Origin of the sequence: Acutalibacter intestini (assembly GCF_034334985.1) — a bacterium.
In the GTDB taxonomy this organism is placed as follows: Bacteria; Bacillota; Clostridia; order Oscillospirales; family Acutalibacteraceae; genus Acutalibacter; species Acutalibacter intestini.
Map to the genome: position 1 here is coordinate 1 of NZ_JAWXXL010000051.1, position 17,757 is coordinate 17,757.

Here is a 17,757-nt window from a genome sequence, read left to right on the forward strand (position 1 = left end):
CGACCACACTTGATCGCTTATGTCGTGTCTGTGATAAGAAGCATCCATCTTTTCCTCTCCTGTCTTTTTTGATGCTTCCATTCTATCACAATTCCTCTACCTTGTGTAGACACTATCTAGATGTGGACCCAAAAACCGCGCGGACCATCCATCTAAAATAAAGCCATGACGTAGTGGTTAAAAAATTCTTCTCCAGGTCTTGAAAGAGGGATAGGTTTGTGCCATAATTACCATAATGACCGGCTGCCCAATGAACACATAGGCAGTCATCCTGCTGAAAAAAGAAAATCCCCTGTGACGCAGAAAGGAATTGAAACTATGAAAGCACCCTTTACCCGTATTTTATACGGCGGAGACTATAACCCCAATCAGTGGCCCCGGGAGGTTTGGGAAGAGGATATGCGCCTGTTCCAAAAGGCTGGCATTAACTCCGCCACCGTGAATGTGTTCTCCTGGGCCAAGATCCAGCCCAGTGAGGAAACCTATGACTTTACCGAGCTGGACGCCGTGATTGATAGGCTTAGCAGAGAAAACATTGACATTGTCTTAGCCACTGCTACCGGGGCTATGCCCGCTTGGCTGGTAAAGCGCTATCCTGAAGTTACCCGGGTGGACTTTGATGGCCGCCGCCACAAGTTTGGCCAGCGGCACAATCACTGCCCCAATAGCCCGGTCTATCAAAAATTTTCCCGTAAGCTGGCTGGAGAGCTGGCCCGCCGTTACGGCGGCAACCCCCACGTGGTGTGCTGGCATATTTGCAATGAATACAATACTGGCTGCTACTGTGAAAACTGTGAAAAGGCTTTTCGGGTATGGCTGCGGGAGAAGTATGGAACCTTGGAAGCAGTGAATAAAGCCTGGAACACCGAGTTTTGGGGGCATACCTTTTATGACTGGGACGAGATCGTGGCTCCCAACAATCTCTCGGAGGGCATGGGTACAGAGTGGAGCCATAAGACTGCCTTTGCGGGCGTCTCTATTGACTATGACCGCTTTCTTTCAGACAGTCTGCTGGAAAACTATAAATTGGAGCGGGACGCTATCCGGGCGTTCGACCCAGAAACCCCCATTACCACGAACTTGATGGGTACTTATAAGGGCCTGGATTACTTCAAATGGGCCAAGGAGATGGACCTGGTCAGTTGGGACAACTACCCGGCCTATAATACTCCCTGGAGCCTGACAGCCATGCGCCATGACCTGATGCGGGGGCTAAAGGATCAGCCCTTTATGCTGATGGAACAGACCCCCAGCCAGCAAAACTGGCAGGCCTATAACTCTCTCAAGCGTCCGGGCCAGATGCGTGCCCAAAGCTATCAGACCATTGCCCATGGGGCAGATACCATCCAGTTCTTCCAGCTGCGGCGGTCTGTGGGGGGCTGTGAGAAGTTCCACGGAGCGGTGATTAGCCACTCTGGCAGTGAGGAGACCAGGGTGTTTCAGGAGGTTTCCCAGCTGGGGGCAGAGCTGAAAGCCCTGGGCAGCGAGATTCTGGGCGCGGCCAGCCCGGCCCAGGTGGGGATTCTCTTTGACTGGGACAACTACTGGGCCCTGGAATATACCAGCGGGCCCACTGTGGATCTGCGGTATGAGGACCAGATTCACCAGTATTACCGGTATTTTTATGAGCGGCACATCCCGGTGGATATGGTGCCTGTGGACGGGGATTTTTCTAAGTATAAGGTCATCGCCGCGCCAGTACTGTATATGGTGAAAGAGGGGATGGCTGAAGCTTTGGAACAGTTTGTAAAGGGGGGCGGCGTGCTGGTTACAGGCTTTATGAGCGGCATTGTGGACCAAAGCGACAACGTACACCTGGGCGGCTACCCGGGGCCCCTGAGAAAGCTGTGCGGCGTGTGGGCTGAGGAGATTGACGCTTTGGCCCCAGAGCAGAGCAACACCCTGCGCTTTACCAATGGGGAAGAGGCCAAATGCGGCCTGCTGTGCGACATCCTCCATTTAGAGGGGGCCCAGGCCCTGGCTTATTATGGGGAAGACTTCTATGCGGGTACGCCCGCAGTCACCAAAAATCAATATGGTAAGGGCGCCGCCTATTATGTGGGGACCCAACCAGACCGGGCCGGTCTGTCCCTAGTGTTGGACCAGATGGTAAAAGACGCGGGGGTGGCGCCCCTGGTCCCAGACCAAACCCAGCTGGAGATTACCCGGCGGGTAAAGGAGGGCCGGGAATACTGGTTTATCCTGAATCTTACCGGCAGGACTCAGCCTGCTCCAGAAAGCTTTGCAGGAGAGACGGACCTGCTTACCGGTAAAGAAGTGGGTGGCCAGTTGAGTGGTTTTGACGCCCTGCTGGTGCGGCGCAGGCCCAGGCCATGCTGGCCCGGTCGGCCGCCAGTTTTTGCGCCCAAACCGTGACGCCCTCGGTAACCCTGCCCTGCCATATGTCCCTGTTCCACAGCGTTACGCCTCAGCGCCACGGCACTACCACAAATACCTACGCTCCTCAAGCGCGGCCCGTGCGGGGGCTGTGTGAGGTGCTGGCCGCGGCCGGCAAGCGCTGCGCTTTCTTCTATAACTGGGAGCCTCTGCGGGATTTATCCCGGCCAGACTCTCTGCTGTTCTCCTATTTCTGCCAGGGCACGGCGCTGGGCTATGAAGAGGCCAACAACATGGTAACCGGCGCGGCAATGGAGTTTTTGGGCCGGCAGCAGGTGGACTTTGCCTTTGTCTATCTGGGCAATGTGGATGAGGCGGGCCATAAATATGGTTGGATGGGCCCAGAATACCGGGAGGCTGTGGAGAAGAGTTGGAAGAACATTGCGGCGCTTGCCGCCGGGCTGCCAGAGTACACCGTGATGGTTACCGCTGACCACGGAGGCCACCAGCGCACCCACGGCTGCGACATCCCCGAGGATATGACCATTCCCCTGTTGATTCAGGGCAAGGACTTTGCTCCAGGTTCCCAGCTGGAAGAGGCTAGTATCCTGGACATTGCCCCTACAGTGGCTGCCCTGCTGGGCGTTCCGGCGGACAGAGACTGGGAAGGGAAAAGCTTGGTCTAGATGAGAGGGGGACCATACCGGCAGAAGCTGGCAAAACAGGCAAGAGTATAAATGGAAAAGAGCTTTTATAAAAATTTACAGAATAGGCTAGGAATCTTCACGGTTTTGCGTTATAATAATAGAAAACCACCCGAGATAACACCAGAAGAAAGAAGGAAACGTGATGGGGATTATCAATCAGTTGTGCCGTGCCGCCGGAGACTATGCGGAAATGTTGAAAGAGAAGAACAGCCGCGCCGCTGTAATCAATCGGCTGCGTATGGTAATCCGCTGTGAGGAAAAGGCGGCTGACCAGGAATATATGGCTCTGGGCCGTTACTATTATAATGCGCTGCGGGACAAGGATAACGCCTTGGCCGAGAGCCACTGTGCGCGTATTGACGAAATTAGCGCCCGCCGGGACAGCGCCCTGGAAGCCCTGGAGCGAATAACCCATGAGGCAAGCAGTATTGCTGTTATTTCTGGTTATGATTCGGAGTGTGACGGTTCCTTAGAGGAGCGCGCGGAAGAGAAAAAAACCCTTTTCCATTTTGAACAGGGCCCCTTAACCGTGACAGTAACCAAGGACGAGCCTGCCCAGCGGGAAGAGATCGACCTTTCCGATGTGGAAGTCTACGATCAGGATCCCACGTTGTCCGTAGAGACGGCGTCCGTCCAGCCAGCGGCAGAGGCCGGACCGGAGATTCAACCCGCCGAGCCCGACGAAAACGACGGCCTGCCCTTTGAGGGCTAGAATCTGCTGTTAAGGCAACACCACACCATTCGCGGCTGGCGCCTTAAGCACCGTCTTGCTTGCAGATTTTCCGTGATAGCGCACAGCGTTCGCTGGTCAATGGTGAGATGGACGGCGCTCAATCTGTAGCCTCTCACGAAAAATCTGACTGCGCAATACGGTGCTTAGAATTCTGCGGTATTGCCTTAAAACAAACGACGCCAAGAACGGGCCCGCCCAAAGAAAGGAACATGTGCCATGGAGATTGTGAAGGACATCATTTGCCCCCAGTGCGGGGAATCTCAAAAATATCGGTTGTATACCAGCATAGACGCCCAGGAGCATCCAGAACTAAAGGCCAGCATCCTGGATGAGACCCTGTTTGACTGGCGGTGCCAGCGCTGCAACTATTTTGCGGCCATGGCATATCCTTTTGTATACATAGACAAGCAGGTGGGATATGTGGTGTGCTTGGCCCCGGGGGGCAGCGGCAACGCCGTGGAGGTGACCGAGCCTTTGCGGAACTTTGTGAAACGGCGGGTAAAAAACCTGGCGGAAATGAAGGAAAAGATTTTAATTTTTGACACAGGCTGTGATGACGCGGCGGTAGAACTTATGAAAAACGCCCTATGCACCATTGTAAAGCGAGGCTATGGCAACGCGAATTTGCACGCCTATTTTAGCAGGGCGGAGGAGGAGAAAATGGAGTTTGCCATTTTTATGCCCAGAAAGCCGGAGCCGGTGTATCACTCCACCCGGGTGGAGGTGTACAGACAGTCTCAAGAGGTACTGCGGGCCTTGAACTATATGGACCCCGAAGGTTTTGCCACAGTAGACGCCAAGCTGGCCAAGCGTATTATTGAGGACTACCAGAGCGCCTAAGGACGGGAAAGCCAACGGGAAAAACAACTTAAGAGCCTCCGTGGCGGCACGGGGGCTCTTGCTTTTGCTTGGCATGTTTTTTCAGAAGTAGCGGGCCAATATGTCAACTTCCGTGAATCATTCGTGCCGGCCTGGGGCATAGGTTGGCGGAGGTTTATGACACGGACTCTGGCCCAGCGCTGGCGCTGGCCGGCAGGCTGTACTTTTCCAGGCATCGGTTGTAAGCCTGAGTAAAGGCCGGGCTGCCAGAGGTTTTCACCTGGTTCAAATACTCGTGGGCGTCCATAGAGGAGGATTCCTTAATCTGAATCACGGTCACCGCCACGTTGGAGCAGTGGTCAGAAACACGCTCGTAGTTGGTAAGCAGGTCTGTTAGCACAAAGCCCAGTTCAATGGTGCAGCGGCCCTCTTGCAAACGCCGAATATGTCGGGTTTTCAGTTCAATTTTCAGGTCGTCTACCACCTGCTCCAGGGGCTCTACCTGGCCGGCCAGAACACTGTCCTCTTTCTCAAAGGCCTCTACCGTCAAGTTTAGAATATCAATAATGGCCTGGGTGATAATGCCCACCTCCACTTGGGCCTTGTCAGAAAAGTGCAGCTGCTTGTCATGAATTTCCTCGGCCACCCGCAGAATATTTAGGGCGTGGTCACCAATCCGCTCGAAGTCGCCAATAGCATGCAACAGCTCGGCGGCCTCATTGCTATCACGGACCGAAAGATCCTTGCTGCTTAACTTTACTAAGAAAGTGCCCAGCGTGTCCTCGTATAGGTCAATCTCCTCTTCGGTGCTGGCAATCTCGGCGGCCACCTTGGAATCGAAGTCTTGAATCAGCCCAATGGCTGAAAGCATAGAGTCCCGGGCGGCGCGGGCCATTTTAACAGTTAAACGGCGGCACTCGGCAATGGCAAAGCCAGGGGAGAGCATCAGCCGCTCGTCCAGCAGGGCCTCTTTGGTACTGGTCTCGCGGATGGTGAGCTTGGAAAGCTTTTCCAGCTGCTTGGAAAAAGGCAACAATACAAAGGTATTGATGATATTAAACAGAGTATGTACCACCGCAATGCCCAGGGCGTCGACGGGGGCGTCTACTACGTCAAAATGAAAGACGCCGTTGAGAATATAGAAAGCGGAAAGACAGATAATGGTGCCAATGACCTTAAAGTATACGCTAACAGCTACCACCCGTTTAGCGTTTTTGTTGGCGCCTATGGCAGAAAGCAAACCGGTAACGCAGGTTCCAATGTTGGCCCCAGTAATAATGGGAAAGGCCATGCCCAAAGAGATGCTGCCGGTGAGAGAAAGAGACTGCAAAATGCCTACCGAAGCGGCGCTGCTCTGGATAATGCCGGTAAACACCGTGCCAATTAGCACCCCCAGCAGGGGATTCTGGAACATAATGAGAAGGTCGTGGAAGGCGGGGCTTTCTGCCAGGGGGCTAACCGACTGGCTCATAAAGGTCATACCGGTCATTAAAATCGCGAAGCCGATCAGCACATGTCCGGCGTCCTTCTTTTTTCCGTTCTTGCCGGTCATAACCATAACCACGCCGGCCAGGGCCAGCAGGGGAGAGAAGGACTCGGGCTTTAACATTTGCAGCCAGAAGCTGTCGGACTGAATGCCGGCCGCGCTTAAAATCCACGCGGTTAGGGTGGTGCCCATGCTGGAACCCATGATCACAGGCACGGTTTGGCTTAGCTCCATAATGCCGGAGTTCACTAGGCCCACCAGCATAACGGTCATGGCGGAAGAGGATTGGATGGCAATGGTGATCACGGCCCCCAGGGCCAGGCCTTTGAATTTGTTAGAGGTCATAGACTTCAGCACATGCTCCAGCTTGCCGCCCACCATTTTTTCCAGCCCGGCAGAGAGTACGTTCATGCCGTACAGGAAGAAGGCCAGTCCCCCCAAAAGCGTAAACACAGAAAAAATATCCAATTTTACAACCCCCGAATCAATTCCTCAGTGTCGGTTCCATTTTTACCCTATACAATTTTATGATAGCATAGTCCGGGGTAACAAATCAATGGCTTTTTGCAAAAAAGGGAAAATTATGCTGAAATGTCGGGGACAGAATCGCTGGCATACTTTTTCAAAAGGCCCTGTTCCGCCAAAAGGAAAGACTGGTTTATGGTTTTTTTTGTAGTCTTTATGCCCAGGGCATGGATCAGCAGCAGGGGCCCGGCAAGCGTTCTATCAAAAAATGCGCCCAAACTGTTTTGCACCATAAGAAATGGGTAGAAAAACCACCGGAAATGTAGTATAATAATCTCAAAATACCGTTTTCTAAAGAAAAACGTACGGGGGGAACGCCATGAACGATCGTTTTGCCGCGGTGCTGGTGGCCGGGGGAAATTCCACCCGCATGGGCACAGGCCGCTGCAAGGTGCTGGAAGAACTGGGGGGCGTGCCGGCTATTTGCCATCCGCTAAAGGTGCTCTGCGGCTGTAAGAGAATTGACGAGGTCTGCGTGGTCTGCCGCCAAGAAGATATGGACCAGATTGCCCGGCTGGCAGCCCAGGCAGGCCAGAAAGCGGTGGGCAGAAAAAAGATCTGCTTTGCTAAGGGCGGTGCGGAGCGCCAAGAGTCCGTGCTGCGGGGCGTCCAGGCGCTGGAAGGAGACAGCGGCTTTTTGCTGGTACACGATGCGGCCCGGCCCCTGCTGAACCCAGAGACCTTAGAGGCAGTGTGCCAGGGGGCCCTGGCTTTTGGCGCGGCTACGGCGGCGGTGCCCAGCAAGGATACCTGCAAACTGGCGGATGAGGAGGGCTTTGTGGCCTCCACCCCAGAGCGGAGCAGGCTTATGGCAGTGCAGACGCCCCAGGCTTTCCGCCGGGACCTGTACCTGTATGCGGTGGGCAGGGCCCAGGCCACCGGGGTACGTTATACAGATGACTGCCAGCTCATTGAGGCCGCGGGAGGCAGGGTAAAGCTGACAGCCGGACACTATCACAATTTCAAGCTCACTACGCCCGAAGACCTGCTGCTGGCCCGGGCGTTGGCGGCAAAGAAGGAGGCGGGACCGATGAGAATTGGCCAGGGGTACGACGTTCACAAGCTGGTACAGGACCGGCGGCTGGTGCTGGGCGGGGTGGAGGTGCCCTACCGGCTGGGGCTGCTGGGCCACTCGGACGCGGATGTGCTGGCCCACGCCATAGCAGACAGCCTTTTGGGCGCGGCGGCGCTGGGAGATATTGGCCAGCATTTTCCCGACAACGACCCAGCTTTTGCCGGAGCGGACAGCCTGAAACTGCTGGAGCAGGTGTGCGGGCTGCTGCGAGACCGAGCGTATGAGATTGGCAATATTGATGCCACGGTGATAGCCCAGCTGCCCAAGTTGGCGGGATATATTCCGGCCATGCGGGAAAACCTGGCCCGGGCCTGTGGAATAGGGTTGGAGCAGGTCAGCGTAAAGGCCACCACAGAGGAGGGCCTGGGCTTTACGGGCCGGGGAGAGGGGATTGCGGCTAGCGCAATCTGTATGATATTTTAACAAAATATGCCCCCAATCGCCCACAGGCGGCTTTCTCTGCCTCTTGGCCGCGCAAAGCCTTCGCTTTTTTAACGTATCATTTATAAAGGAGTGTTCCCAATGTCAATGGATCGACTGATGGAAGCTATTACCCAAAAACAAAACCCCACGGTGGCGGGCCTGGACCCCAAGCTGGAGTACATCCCAGCTCATATCAAAGAGGCCGCCTTTGCCCAATACGGCAAAAATCTAGAGGGCGCCGCCGCCGCGCTGCTGGCCTTTAACAAGGGCCTTATGGACAGCCTCTGCGATATAGTGCCAGCGGTTAAGCCGCAGGCGGCTTACTATGAGATGTACGGCTGGCCCGGTGTGCGCGCTTTGGCTGAAACCATCCAGTATGCCAAAGAGAAGGAGCTGTTCGTTATTGTGGACGGCAAGCGGAACGACATTGGGGCTACCATGGGGGCCTACGCCGCCGCGCATCTGGGGACCACCGACGTGGAGGGAGAGTCCGTTGAGGCCTTTGGCGCAGACGCCCTAACGGTGAACGGCTACCTGGGCAGCGACGGCATCGACCCGCTGCTGGCCGTGTGCGCGGCCCGGGATAAAGGGATTTTTGTACTGGCAAAGACCTCCAATCCCTCTTCCGGAGAGTTCCAGGATCAGATGCTCCATGCCATGTATGAACCCCTCTATCGGGCCATGGGCAATATGTGTCAGCAGTGGGGGCTAAAGCTGCCTGGAAAGTATGGCTACAGCGGCGTGGGGGCCGTGGTGGGAGCCACCTACCCCAAGCAGCTGAAGGAGCTGCGCCACGCTTTGCCCAACACCTTCTTCCTGGTGCCCGGATACGGGGCCCAGGGCGGTGCGGCCAAGGACGTGGCTATGGGCTTTGATAAGCACGGCGCCGGAGCTATTGTCAATTCCTCCCGGGCTATTCTCTGCGCCTGGCAGAAGGAGGGCTGCGACCCCGAGGACTACGCCGGAGCCGCCCGTCGGGAGGCCCTGCGGATGCGTGACCAGCTGATGGCGGAGCTGGGCGGCATCAGCCTGCCGGTGTAGCGGTAGTTTCCGGTTTTAACATGGAAAATGTGCTTGGGGCAGGTTGAGCAAGGCGCGGTCCACCAGGCGGTACCAGGACGACAGCCCGTCTTTCTCACCTGGAATATGGCCCGGGAGTTTTTGGGGGCAGCGTTGGCCCTGTGCCAAAAGGAGCTCTATGCCCTTGGCAAAGGCGGGTCCCTGTTGGACCCCTGGGAGCTGGCTTGGGAGTCGCAGCGGCCGTATCACGCCGTATAATTCATACAAATTGATTGGGAGAAACGCTATGAAACCTTATGATTCCGTCCTTTGCCCTATTGTCGCGGCCCAGGAGCTGGCCCCTGGCATTTTTGACTTCCGTCTTTCCTGCCCCGCCCTAGCGGAGCTGGCCCGGCCCGGGCAGTTTGCCCAGATCCGCCTGCCTGGCCACAGCCTGCGGCGGCCCATCTCTATCTGCGGTATCCACCGGGAAAAGGGGGAGCTGCGGTTTGTGTTTCAAGTGCGGGGCCAGGGCACGGCGGAGCTGGCAGAGTTTCGGGCAGGAGACTGCCTGGAAATTTTGGCTCCCCTGGGTCGGGGGTTCCCCATTGACAAGACAAAGAAGACTTTGCTCATCGGCGGAGGCATCGGTGTGCCGCCCCTGCTGGGCGCTGCGGAGGAACTGGGGGGCAGCGCGGTGGCTGTGCTGGGTTTCCGCAATCAAGAAGCCGTGATTCTGGAAGAGGACTTTTGCCGGGCCGGTGCCAAAGTCTTGGTGGCCACGGACGACGGCAGCTACGGCCACCACGGTCTGGTGACGGAATTGGCCGGGCAGGAGGACTTTCAGGTAGTGATGGCCTGCGGGCCCAGGCCCATGCTGAAAGCAGCGAAGGCGCTGGCGAAAAGCCGGGGCGCGGTGGGATTTCTCTCTTTAGAGGAGCGCATGGCCTGCGGCATTGGGGCTTGTCTGGGCTGCGCGGTGGCGCTGCTGGATGAGAAGGGGCAGGCGTATTATGGCCATGTGTGTAAGGACGGCCCGGTGATAGACATGGAGAGGGTAGAGCTGTAAAGAGGGGGAAACCGCTTTAGAGACCCCCGGTGCGCATGGCGGCCATTCCGTGTTATTACCCCGCCGCGAAACAACAGAAAGCCCGGTGTACATTTTGAAGAGGTTGAATGTCCCTGGAGCACATACTTTTTCCACGGTTAGGGCTTGTTTGAAAACAGAGAATTGACGAATTTTTCCATCCAGCCCCAGGTAATACTTTAGAAAAACGAATTCAGCGCCCTAAAAGCGCCCAGACCAACGCCAAGAGAGGAGCAATACCATGATTATCCTGTGTTCCAACGGCCTTTCCAGCCCGGGCCTGAAAAAAGCGGCGGGCCGGTATGTGCAGCCCGGGGAAAAAGCTGCCCTGGTGGTGACGGCGGACCCGGTGTATCGGGAAAAAAACCGTCACGTAGAGCGCTGCCGGGAGGAACTGGCCTCTTTAGGCCTGAGGGTAGAGCTGCTTGACCTGGACTTTCAGCCTGCGCAAGATTTGCTGCGCTATGATGTGGTGGCGCTGATGGGCGGTAATCCCTATTACTTGCTGGACTCTATCCGAAAACACCAGGCCGGGGAGATTCTGCGGAAGGTGGGGGAGAAGGGCCTGCTGATTGGCTGGAGCGCTGGAGCGTTGGTGCTGGGGCCCAGCCTGGGGCTGGTGGACCAGTATAGTCCAGAGCTAAATACCGTGGGTCTTGCCGACCTGCGGGGTTTGAAGCTGACGGAGACAGAGGTTTTGCCCCACTACAGCCGCCTCCAGACCCGGTATGAACATCTAGAGGAGCGCTGCCAAGCCTATGAGGCAGAGCATGGCTGTAAAGTGCTCCGCCTGGACGATGGCGAGGGCGTATTGTTGGGGGACGCGGTGGAAGTAATCCGTTCGCCGCTCAAGGTAACCGTGGCCGGGGTGGAGTTCGCCAATCCGATCATCGCGGCCTCGGGTACCTTTGGCTTTGGCCGGGAGTATGGGGAAATGTACCCCCTGTGGCAGCTGGGCGGCATTAGCTGTAAAGGCATTACCCTTCACCCACGCTCCGGTAATCCGCCTCCCCGAGTGACGGAGACCCCAGCTGGGATGCTGAATGCTGTGGGCCTGCAAAACCCCGGGGTAGACCATTTTGTGGAGAAGGACCTGCCCTGGCTTAGCCGGCAAGGGACAAGAATTATCGCCAACCTGGCAGGCAGCGCGGTAGAGGACTACTGCCAAACCGCCGAAAAGCTCAATGATACCCCCATAGATATGGTGGAGCTGAACATTTCCTGCCCCAATGTAAAGGAGGGCGGAGTACAGTTTGGCGTAACGGCCCAGGGGGTGGAGGGGATCACAAAGGCGGTACGCCGGGTGTGTAAAAAGCCTTTGATGGTGAAGCTCTCCCCCAATGTCACAGACATCAGCGAAATGGCACTGGCCGCCGAGAGTGCCGGGGCGGATGCGGTGTCCCTGATCAACACCCTGACCGGGATGCGTATCAATATCCACACCCGCCGGCCCATTATCCACAACAATACCGGCGGCCTCTCGGGTCCGGCGGTACTGCCGGTGGCCTTGCGCATGGTGTGGCAGACAGCCCAAAAGGTGAAGATCCCTATAGTGGGCCTGGGGGGCGTCTCCAGCCCCGAGGACGCCATAGAGATGCTGCTGGCCGGGGCCTCGGCCATCCAGGTGGGCACGGCCCTGTTTACCGACCCATATACGCCCCAAAAAATTTGTGCTGGCCTGGAAAATTATTTGGCCCAGCAGGGCCTGGCCTCGGTAACGGAATTGACAGGAGGGGTGCAGCCGTGGTGACGAAAATCTATCTCATCCGCCATTGCCAGTCCATGGGGAATTTGGACCGGCGTTTTCAGGGGCGGTTCGATGCGGACGTAAGCCCAGAGGGTGAAAAGCAGCTAGCCCTGCTTGGTCTGCGCTTTCGCAATGAACCGGTGGACGTGATCTATACCAGCCCCCTGATCCGGGCCAAAAAGACCGCCCTGGCTATTGCCCAGTACCATTCCCAGACCCCGGTCCGGGAGGAGCCGGACCTGATCGAGATGGACGTGGGGCAGATGGAGAACTTACGCCTAGAGGATATTCCCGCCCGCTGGCCCCAGTTGGCGGAGCATTGGGACCAGGCCCCAGACCTGTGCTGTTTCCCCGGGGGTGAAACTATGGAGCAGGTCTACCGGCGGGCCAGTGAGGCCCTGGACCGTATCATTGCCGAAAATCCCGGGAAAACAGTGATCGCGGCCACCCACGGCGGAGTGCTGAAATGTCTTTGCGCCCAGGTGGATTTTGGTGGCATCGGGGGGCTGCGGGACTGTCAGGTGTTCGGGAACACCAGCGTTAGTTTGCTATTGGCAGAGGAGGGCCGGATGAGCTGGCAGTATAAAAACAACATGGACCACCTGCCGGAGGAAATGCGTAAGCCCAAGCTCCTTTACCGGTTTGAGAGGCGGGGGGAGCTGGTATGATGATTCTTTCGGTAGATTTGGGCCGTGTCCGCACCGGCTTGGCGGTGTGCGACCCGGAAGAACGGCTGGCCTCGCCCCTAAAAGTTGTGGCCCAGCGGGACCCAGAGCGCCTGGCCCAAGAGATCGCCGCCGCCGCCCAGGCCGCCGGGGCCGGGCTGCTGGTGGTGGGCCTGCCCCGGAACATGGACGGCACCGAAGGGGACAGCGCCCGCTTTGCCCGGGAAATGGGGGAAAGGCTGAAAAAGGCCAGCGGCCTGCCTGTGGAATTCTGGGACGAACGGGGCACTACTATTACAGCCCACGGCTACTTAAACGAGACCAACACCCGGGGTAAAAAGCGCAAGGCCGTGGTAGACGCAGTGGCGGCGGTGATTATTTTGGAGGATTTCCTCCGGGCCCGGCGGAATGAGAGGAATCGCGCGTAAGAGATTTTTTGGGGGTTCTAGGGCTTGTTTTAAAATCGGAGAAATGCTGGATTTTTGACGCCGAAGCCGCCATTTCAGGGCAAAACAGACCGTGTTTTGGAGTTTCCAAACAAGCCCTAGCTTTATGGGCATTTTTCGATCGATACGCATGGACATTCAACAGAGGATCAAGAGAATAAACCATGTCCAGGTGGAAAAAGTAAATGGTACAAAACAGAAAGGCGTGAAGTTATGTATTTGAACAAGAGAAAAATCGTTCTGGTAGGTACCGGCATGGTGGGCATGAGCTTTGCCTATTCGGCCCTAAACCAATCCCTGTGCGACGAACTCGTGCTGGTGGATATTGACAAAGACCGGGCCCGGGGCGAGGCTATGGACCTGAACCACGGGGTAGCTTTTGCCAGCTCCAGCATGAAGATCTACGCGGGAGAGTACAGCGATTGCTCCGACGCGGATATTGTGCTGATTTCAGCGGGAGTCAGTCAAAAGCCCGGCGAGTCCCGGCTGGACCTGCTCAAACGTAACGCGGCGGTGTTTCAGTCCATCATCCGTCCCGTGGTACGCTCGGGGTTTGGGGGCATCTTCCTGGTGGCCACCAACCCGGTAGATATTATGACCCGGGTAACCTATGAGCTCTCGGGCTTTAACCCCAACCGGGTGTTCGGCAGCGGCACCACCCTGGATACCGCCCGGCTGCGGTACCTGCTGGGCGGATACTTTTCCGTAGACCCCCGGAATGTCCATGCGTATGTCATTGGCGAGCACGGCGACAGCGAATTCGTGCCCTGGAGCCAGGCCATGGTGGCCACCAAGTCGGCGGCGGATATATGCCAGCAGTCTGGGGGGCGGTATCGGCTGGAGGAGATGCAGCGGCTTAGCGTGGAGGTTCGGGACGCCGCCCAGAAGATCATCGAGGCGAAAAGCGCCACCTACTATGGCATTGGTATGGCCCTGGTGCGCATTGCCCGGGCAGTGCTGGGCAATGAAAATAGCGTGCTGACTGTCTCGGCCCGGCTAAGGGGAGAGTACGGCCAGCGAGGGGTCTATGCCGGGGTGCCCTGTATTGTTAATGGAAATGGGGTAGACCGGGTGCTGGAACTGCGGCTTACCCAGGAAGAGCAAGAACACTTTGACAGCTCCTGCGCCCTGCTGAACGAGGTCTATCAGGGACTGGAACTGGAGTTTTAGGGAAACGCCGTTGAATGGAGAAAACCCCTTTACCTGGAACCTGTTTATGGGGAGTACCAAAAGAAAAACCGGCCGGTTTGGGCAGGGGGGGCTTTGTCAAGAAGTTTTCCAAAATTTTCTCACATTCCCTGCTGCTGGAAGGTATTCCCAGTAGAGAGGGGCGCTAAAACCGCCGCGGCCGTCCTTGTCAACGGCCAGGAAATTCCCCAGATTCCAATGGAAGAACAAAAAGGCCAGGGTCTGTGTCCCCACAGGCCCTGGTTTTTTTAGTTTAGGCAATACTGCGCAATACGGTGCTTAAGGCGCCAGCCGCGAATTGTGCGGTGTTGCCTTTAATTCCGTTTGTCGCAGTAAATGGCAATGGCTTCTCCGGCAAATTCCGCCGTGCCCGGGCCTCCGGCCTGGTCGATATTCTCCCGGAATCGGGGGTCTGCGGTGTACATCTGTCCCAGCCCCCGCAGAATCTCCGGCGTACACTGGTAAAAGCTCTGGCTAATTTCCCGCCGCAGTTGTTCCACCAGATCCTGGGCTTTTTCACTGTTTGGGGGAAAGTCCTTTATGCTCCCCATCTGGGTGAAAAGGTCCATCACCCGGCGGCTAGCCTCTTCAAAGCCTGTGGGGGGCTTCCCCTGAAACTCTTCAAAAGCCGCCGTCTTACCCCATTTTTCCCGAACCTCCTGGGCGTAGCGGTCCCTTTCTTCTGTGCAAAACGCGTTGAAATCCATAGGATCTCCTCCTGTCTCTAAAATTTCACGGGCCATGTTGAGAAGGCCGTCCAGCTGCCTGCGCTCCAGCTCCAACAGGGTGATTTGCTGGCGGAGGGCCTCCGCCTGGTCGAAGCCGGGGCTGTGGACAATGGCCTTGATTTGGCTTAGGGAAAACCGCAGCCGCCGGAACAGCAGGATGCTTTGCAGCTGGGCCAGGGCCCTTTCATCATAGAGCCGGTAGCCCGCCCCGGTTACCGCCGAGGGCTTTAAAAGACCGATTCGGTCATAATGGTGGAGCGTGCGCACGCTTATTCCGGTAAGCTGGCTAACCTCCTTTACAGTTCGCAGCATATTGCGGCCTCCTTTCCCGTGTGAGACAATGATAGACTATGACGCAGCGTGAGGGTCAATATCAAATAAAAAAAAGTCGGAGCGGAAGGGATCAATCAATGGGCCGGAGAAGGAACCCATAAAGCTTTTGCGCTCTCACCGGGTCTTGCCTGCCGGCCCGGCCGGACCGGAACGCTCCCTGCTGGAGAGCTTTCCTGATTTGAGGGGCTTAGAACGGCTGCGTGGCTGGAATACCGCAAGAAACGGGTCATCCGCGCCGTTGCCCAAAACGGGTGGGGTTCTTAGGGGGCCGTTTAGCGCCGGCTGAATCGGCAGATCCAAAGCCTTTCAGCGGCCAGCGGCCAAAATATCGGCGAACCCCAAATTTTTGTTGCTAGAAGTTCACTCCATATAGTATAATGATAGAAAATGGCAATAAGAAGGAGGAGTCTTATATGAAAGTACTGATGCTCAATGGCAGCCCCCACGCCAAGGGCAATACCTACACTGCCCTGCACCAGATGGAGCAGGTTTTTATCCAGTCCGGTGTAGAGGTGGAGCTGCTGCATATCGGCAGTCAAGACATTCGCGGCTGCATTGGCTGCCGCAAGTGCGCCCAGCTGGGCCGCTGCGTGTTCGATGACCTGGTGAACGAGACCGCGCCCAAGCTGGAGGCCTGCGACGGCCTGGTGGTGGGCAGCCCGGTGTACTATGCTGCGGCCAACGCCACCCTGACGGCCTTTTTGACCCGGCTGTTCTACAGCAGTTCTTTTGATAAGACCATGAAGGTGGGCGCGGCAGTGGCTGTGGCCCGGCGGGGCGGCCTAACCGCCACCTTTGACCAGCTGAACAAGTTTTTTACCATCAGCGGAATGCCGGTGGCATCAGGCCAGTACTGGAACGGCATTCACGGCTCTGCCCCCGGCGAGGCGGAGCAGGACGCCGAGGGCCTGCAAATGATGCGCACCCTGGCCAATAACATGGTGTTCTTGATGAAGAGCATTGCCTTGGGCAAGGAGCGGTTTGGCCTGCCCCAGCGGGAGCCGGTTCAGCGCACCAACTTTATTCGGTAAGGCCGGCCCACCCTTGGAATTCCAGGCGGTTCTCATTCTTTGGGTGGCGGTATGCGGCCTATCCTGCCGGGCTCTATGGCGTGTGCTTTGCACGTTTGCCGCATGGGGCCGTATCCGTTTGTAACCGTTCCGTCTGGCACATCATCCATCAATCATCAAAATTCGAACCCGTCTGTGATTCCTTGCAGGCGGGTTGCGTCTTTCTTGCCTGTTTCTGCATCGCTGCTCATGAGCTTCTCCAACATCATGATGAACAACCTGGCCAGCGGCTACGGCGACTATGTGATCTCTGCATACGGCGTGGCGGGCAAGCTTACTACAATGGTTTTCATGATTACCATTGGCTATATCTCCGGCTATATGCCCTTTGCCGGGTATAACTACGGCGCGGGAAAATATAGGCGGATGCTCTCTTCTATGAAGTTTAGCCTGATTTCCGGCACAGGGCTTTGTCTCGTCCTGCTCATACCATTTCTTTGGCTTGCCCCCGGCTTTTTACGGCTGTTCACCAGCGACCCGCAAATTATTGATGTGGGGGTGCGCTTTCTTAGGGCCTACGCCTGGGTCGTGCCCTTTATGGCGGTGCAGATGACGGTGATGTGCACCTTCCAGGCTGTGGGTGACGGCGTGCGCTCCATGCTCATAAACCTGGGGCGGCAGCTGCTGTTCTATATCCCGTTTTTGTACCTGTTTAACCATCTCTGGGGGCTGACAGGCCTGCTCTATGCCCAGACCGGCGCGGATATATGCGTCACTATTTTGGCGGTGCTGACGGGCCTGCCGCTGCTGCATAAGCTAAGCAAAACCCCGGAGAAAGACGAACCCCTGGAGCGCTCTCCGGCTGGTCAGATTCCAATCAATCATGCAGAAAGATAGGGAAATGTAAAGAAAGGAAATGTAAAAATGGGTAAATTAGAAAAAATCCAGAAGTTCGCGGCAAAGGGGAAGGCGGATAAGCTGCTGCCTTTCCTGCATGACACAGACCAACAGGCGGCCCTTGGGGCCATTCAGGCGCTGGGAGAATTCACCAGTCAGATAGACGTGCTGGGGGCCTTGGCTGAAGTGCTGGACAGTGGGGACGTGTTACAGCGCAAGGCCGTGGCAGAGGCTTTTGCCAATGCGGAGGGAAGCTATGCGGAGAGCGTCCTGATGCATCGGATGGAGCAGGAGACAGATGCCGGGGTGAAGGAGGCCATGCGGGAGTCGCTGGCAAGGATCAAGAAACGCTCGAAATAAAGCGCTGCGGCTGATCCGGATTTAGGGCGCGGAATTCTCCCTCGTTCCCAGCTTTTGCTCAAACCGGTCCTTGCGGGTGTCCTTCGGAATGGGGGTTGGGTACCGCCCGCTGAAACAGGCGGAGCAAATACCGGGGCTCCCCGCCAGCCGGTCAAGGGCGTCTACCGGCAGATAGCCCAGGGAGTCCGCCCC

Annotated in this window: 17 protein-coding genes and 1 pseudogene; 16 read left to right on the top strand and 2 right to left on the bottom strand. The window is 56.7% G+C overall.

The features are described 5' to 3' along the window. The first annotated feature begins 318 nt into the window (after nt 1-318). The 4 genes from U8U68_RS19810 (at nt 319) to U8U68_RS19825 (ending at nt 4,617) form a co-directional block, all read left to right on the top strand. Nucleotides 319-2,376 carry a beta-galactosidase gene (locus U8U68_RS19810; RefSeq protein ID WP_322203898.1) on the top strand — a complete coding sequence of 686 codons (2,058 nt, stop codon included), beginning with the start codon at nt 319-321 and terminating at the stop codon, nt 2,374-2,376. Further along, nucleotides 2,334-3,023, top strand: coding sequence for an alkaline phosphatase family protein (locus U8U68_RS19815; RefSeq protein WP_322203900.1), 690 nt, complete (start codon nt 2,334-2,336; stop codon nt 3,021-3,023). Before U8U68_RS19810 ends, U8U68_RS19815 begins: the two co-directional genes overlap by 43 nt. 163 nt (nt 3,024-3,186) lie before the next feature. Beyond that, nucleotides 3,187-3,756, top strand: a complete 570-nt coding sequence (locus U8U68_RS19820) for a hypothetical protein (RefSeq protein ID WP_322203902.1) — start codon at nt 3,187-3,189, stop codon at nt 3,754-3,756. A 237-nt stretch (nt 3,757-3,993) separates the two neighbouring features. Beyond that, the gene (locus tag U8U68_RS19825; RefSeq protein ID WP_322203904.1) at nt 3,994-4,617 is read left to right on the top strand and encodes a CpXC domain-containing protein; all 624 of its coding nucleotides are present in this window, start codon (nt 3,994-3,996) and stop codon (nt 4,615-4,617) included. Between the two features lie 154 nt (nt 4,618-4,771). Here the strand turns inward: U8U68_RS19825 and U8U68_RS19830 are convergent, their stop codons facing one another. After that, nucleotides 4,772-6,550: a Na/Pi cotransporter family protein gene (locus U8U68_RS19830; RefSeq protein ID WP_322203906.1), complete on the bottom strand. Its 1,779-nt coding sequence runs from the start codon at nt 6,548-6,550 to the stop codon at nt 4,772-4,774. A gap of 376 nt (nt 6,551-6,926) precedes the next feature. Here U8U68_RS19830 and ispD point away from each other — a divergent pair, with 376 nt between their 5' ends. The 9 genes and pseudogenes from ispD (at nt 6,927) to U8U68_RS19875 (ending at nt 14,219) form a co-directional block, all read left to right on the top strand. Continuing rightward, nucleotides 6,927-8,105: a 2-C-methyl-D-erythritol 4-phosphate cytidylyltransferase gene (gene ispD, locus U8U68_RS19835; protein ID WP_322203908.1), complete on the top strand. Its 1,179-nt coding sequence runs from the start codon at nt 6,927-6,929 to the stop codon at nt 8,103-8,105. Nucleotides 8,106-8,204: 99 nt separating this feature from the next. Further along, entirely contained in the window at nt 8,205-9,146 is a 942-nt protein-coding gene (gene pyrF, locus U8U68_RS19840; protein ID WP_322203910.1) for an orotidine-5'-phosphate decarboxylase, read from the top strand. Nucleotides 9,147-9,179: 33 nt separating this feature from the next. Next, nucleotides 9,180-9,383, top strand: a complete 204-nt coding sequence (locus tag U8U68_RS19845) for a hypothetical protein (protein WP_322203912.1) — start codon at nt 9,180-9,182, stop codon at nt 9,381-9,383. A 28-nt stretch (nt 9,384-9,411) separates the two neighbouring features. Further along, a complete protein-coding gene (locus tag U8U68_RS19850; RefSeq protein WP_322203913.1) occupies nt 9,412-10,173 on the top strand; it encodes a dihydroorotate dehydrogenase electron transfer subunit in 762 nt (253 codons plus the stop codon). Nucleotides 10,174-10,432: 259 nt separating this feature from the next. Continuing rightward, nucleotides 10,433-10,996, top strand: a pseudogene (locus U8U68_RS19855) (Type 1 glutamine amidotransferase-like domain-containing protein); the annotation flags it as partial. 30 nt (nt 10,997-11,026) lie between these two features. After that, nucleotides 11,027-11,941, top strand: coding sequence for a dihydroorotate dehydrogenase (locus tag U8U68_RS19860; RefSeq protein ID WP_437124457.1), 915 nt, complete (start codon nt 11,027-11,029; stop codon nt 11,939-11,941). Then, nucleotides 11,935-12,606 carry a histidine phosphatase family protein gene (locus tag U8U68_RS19865; RefSeq protein ID WP_322203915.1) on the top strand — a complete coding sequence of 224 codons (672 nt, stop codon included), beginning with the start codon at nt 11,935-11,937 and terminating at the stop codon, nt 12,604-12,606. Before U8U68_RS19860 ends, U8U68_RS19865 begins: the two co-directional genes overlap by 7 nt. Further along, nucleotides 12,603-13,031 (top strand): Holliday junction resolvase RuvX, encoded by a 429-nt coding sequence (ruvX, locus tag U8U68_RS19870; RefSeq protein ID WP_322203917.1) that lies wholly within the window; start codon nt 12,603-12,605, stop codon nt 13,029-13,031. Before U8U68_RS19865 ends, ruvX begins: the two co-directional genes overlap by 4 nt. A 231-nt stretch (nt 13,032-13,262) precedes the next feature. Beyond that, a complete protein-coding gene (locus tag U8U68_RS19875) occupies nt 13,263-14,219 on the top strand; it encodes an L-lactate dehydrogenase (protein WP_322203919.1) in 957 nt (318 codons plus the stop codon). Nucleotides 14,220-14,551: 332 nt separating this feature from the next. Here the strand turns inward: U8U68_RS19875 and U8U68_RS19880 are convergent, their stop codons facing one another. Next, on the bottom strand, nt 14,552-15,277 hold the full coding sequence (locus U8U68_RS19880) for a MerR family transcriptional regulator (RefSeq protein ID WP_322203921.1): 726 nt from the start codon (nt 15,275-15,277) through the stop codon (nt 14,552-14,554). Between the two features lie 434 nt (nt 15,278-15,711). Here U8U68_RS19880 and U8U68_RS19885 point away from each other — a divergent pair, with 434 nt between their 5' ends. From U8U68_RS19885 to U8U68_RS19895, 3 genes are all read left to right on the top strand, one after another. Next, nucleotides 15,712-16,329: a flavodoxin family protein gene (locus tag U8U68_RS19885; RefSeq protein ID WP_322203923.1), complete on the top strand. Its 618-nt coding sequence runs from the start codon at nt 15,712-15,714 to the stop codon at nt 16,327-16,329. 204 nt (nt 16,330-16,533) lie between these two features. Beyond that, nucleotides 16,534-17,205, top strand: coding sequence for an MATE family efflux transporter (locus U8U68_RS19890; RefSeq protein ID WP_322203925.1), 672 nt, complete (start codon nt 16,534-16,536; stop codon nt 17,203-17,205). 27 nt (nt 17,206-17,232) lie between these two features. Further along, nucleotides 17,233-17,565 carry a HEAT repeat domain-containing protein gene (locus U8U68_RS19895; protein ID WP_322203927.1) on the top strand — a complete coding sequence of 111 codons (333 nt, stop codon included), beginning with the start codon at nt 17,233-17,235 and terminating at the stop codon, nt 17,563-17,565. The last annotated feature ends 192 nt before the right edge of the window (nt 17,566-17,757 follow it).

Excerpts from the sequence above, each read along its gene's own strand:
- U8U68_RS19875 (WP_322203919.1), top strand. The coding sequence starts at position 13,263 with ATGTATTTGAACAAGAGAAAAATCGTTCTGGTAGGTACCGGCATGGTG.
- ruvX (WP_322203917.1), top strand. The coding sequence starts at position 12,603 with ATGATGATTCTTTCGGTAGATTTGGGCCGTGTCCGCACCGGCTTGGCG.
- U8U68_RS19810 (WP_322203898.1), top strand. The coding sequence starts at position 319 with ATGAAAGCACCCTTTACCCGTATTTTATACGGCGGAGACTATAACCCC.
- pyrF (WP_322203910.1), top strand. The coding sequence starts at position 8,205 with ATGTCAATGGATCGACTGATGGAAGCTATTACCCAAAAACAAAACCCC.
- U8U68_RS19895 (WP_322203927.1), top strand. The coding sequence starts at position 17,233 with ATGGGTAAATTAGAAAAAATCCAGAAGTTCGCGGCAAAGGGGAAGGCG.
- ispD (WP_322203908.1), top strand. The coding sequence starts at position 6,927 with ATGAACGATCGTTTTGCCGCGGTGCTGGTGGCCGGGGGAAATTCCACC.
- U8U68_RS19815 (WP_322203900.1), top strand. The coding sequence starts at position 2,334 with ATGCTGGCCCGGTCGGCCGCCAGTTTTTGCGCCCAAACCGTGACGCCC.
- U8U68_RS19820 (WP_322203902.1), top strand. The coding sequence starts at position 3,187 with ATGGGGATTATCAATCAGTTGTGCCGTGCCGCCGGAGACTATGCGGAA.
- U8U68_RS19825 (WP_322203904.1), top strand. The coding sequence starts at position 3,994 with ATGGAGATTGTGAAGGACATCATTTGCCCCCAGTGCGGGGAATCTCAA.
- U8U68_RS19885 (WP_322203923.1), top strand. The coding sequence starts at position 15,712 with ATGAAAGTACTGATGCTCAATGGCAGCCCCCACGCCAAGGGCAATACC.
- U8U68_RS19880 (WP_322203921.1), bottom strand. The coding sequence starts at position 15,277 with ATGCTGCGAACTGTAAAGGAGGTTAGCCAGCTTACCGGAATAAGCGTG.
- U8U68_RS19850 (WP_322203913.1), top strand. The coding sequence starts at position 9,412 with ATGAAACCTTATGATTCCGTCCTTTGCCCTATTGTCGCGGCCCAGGAG.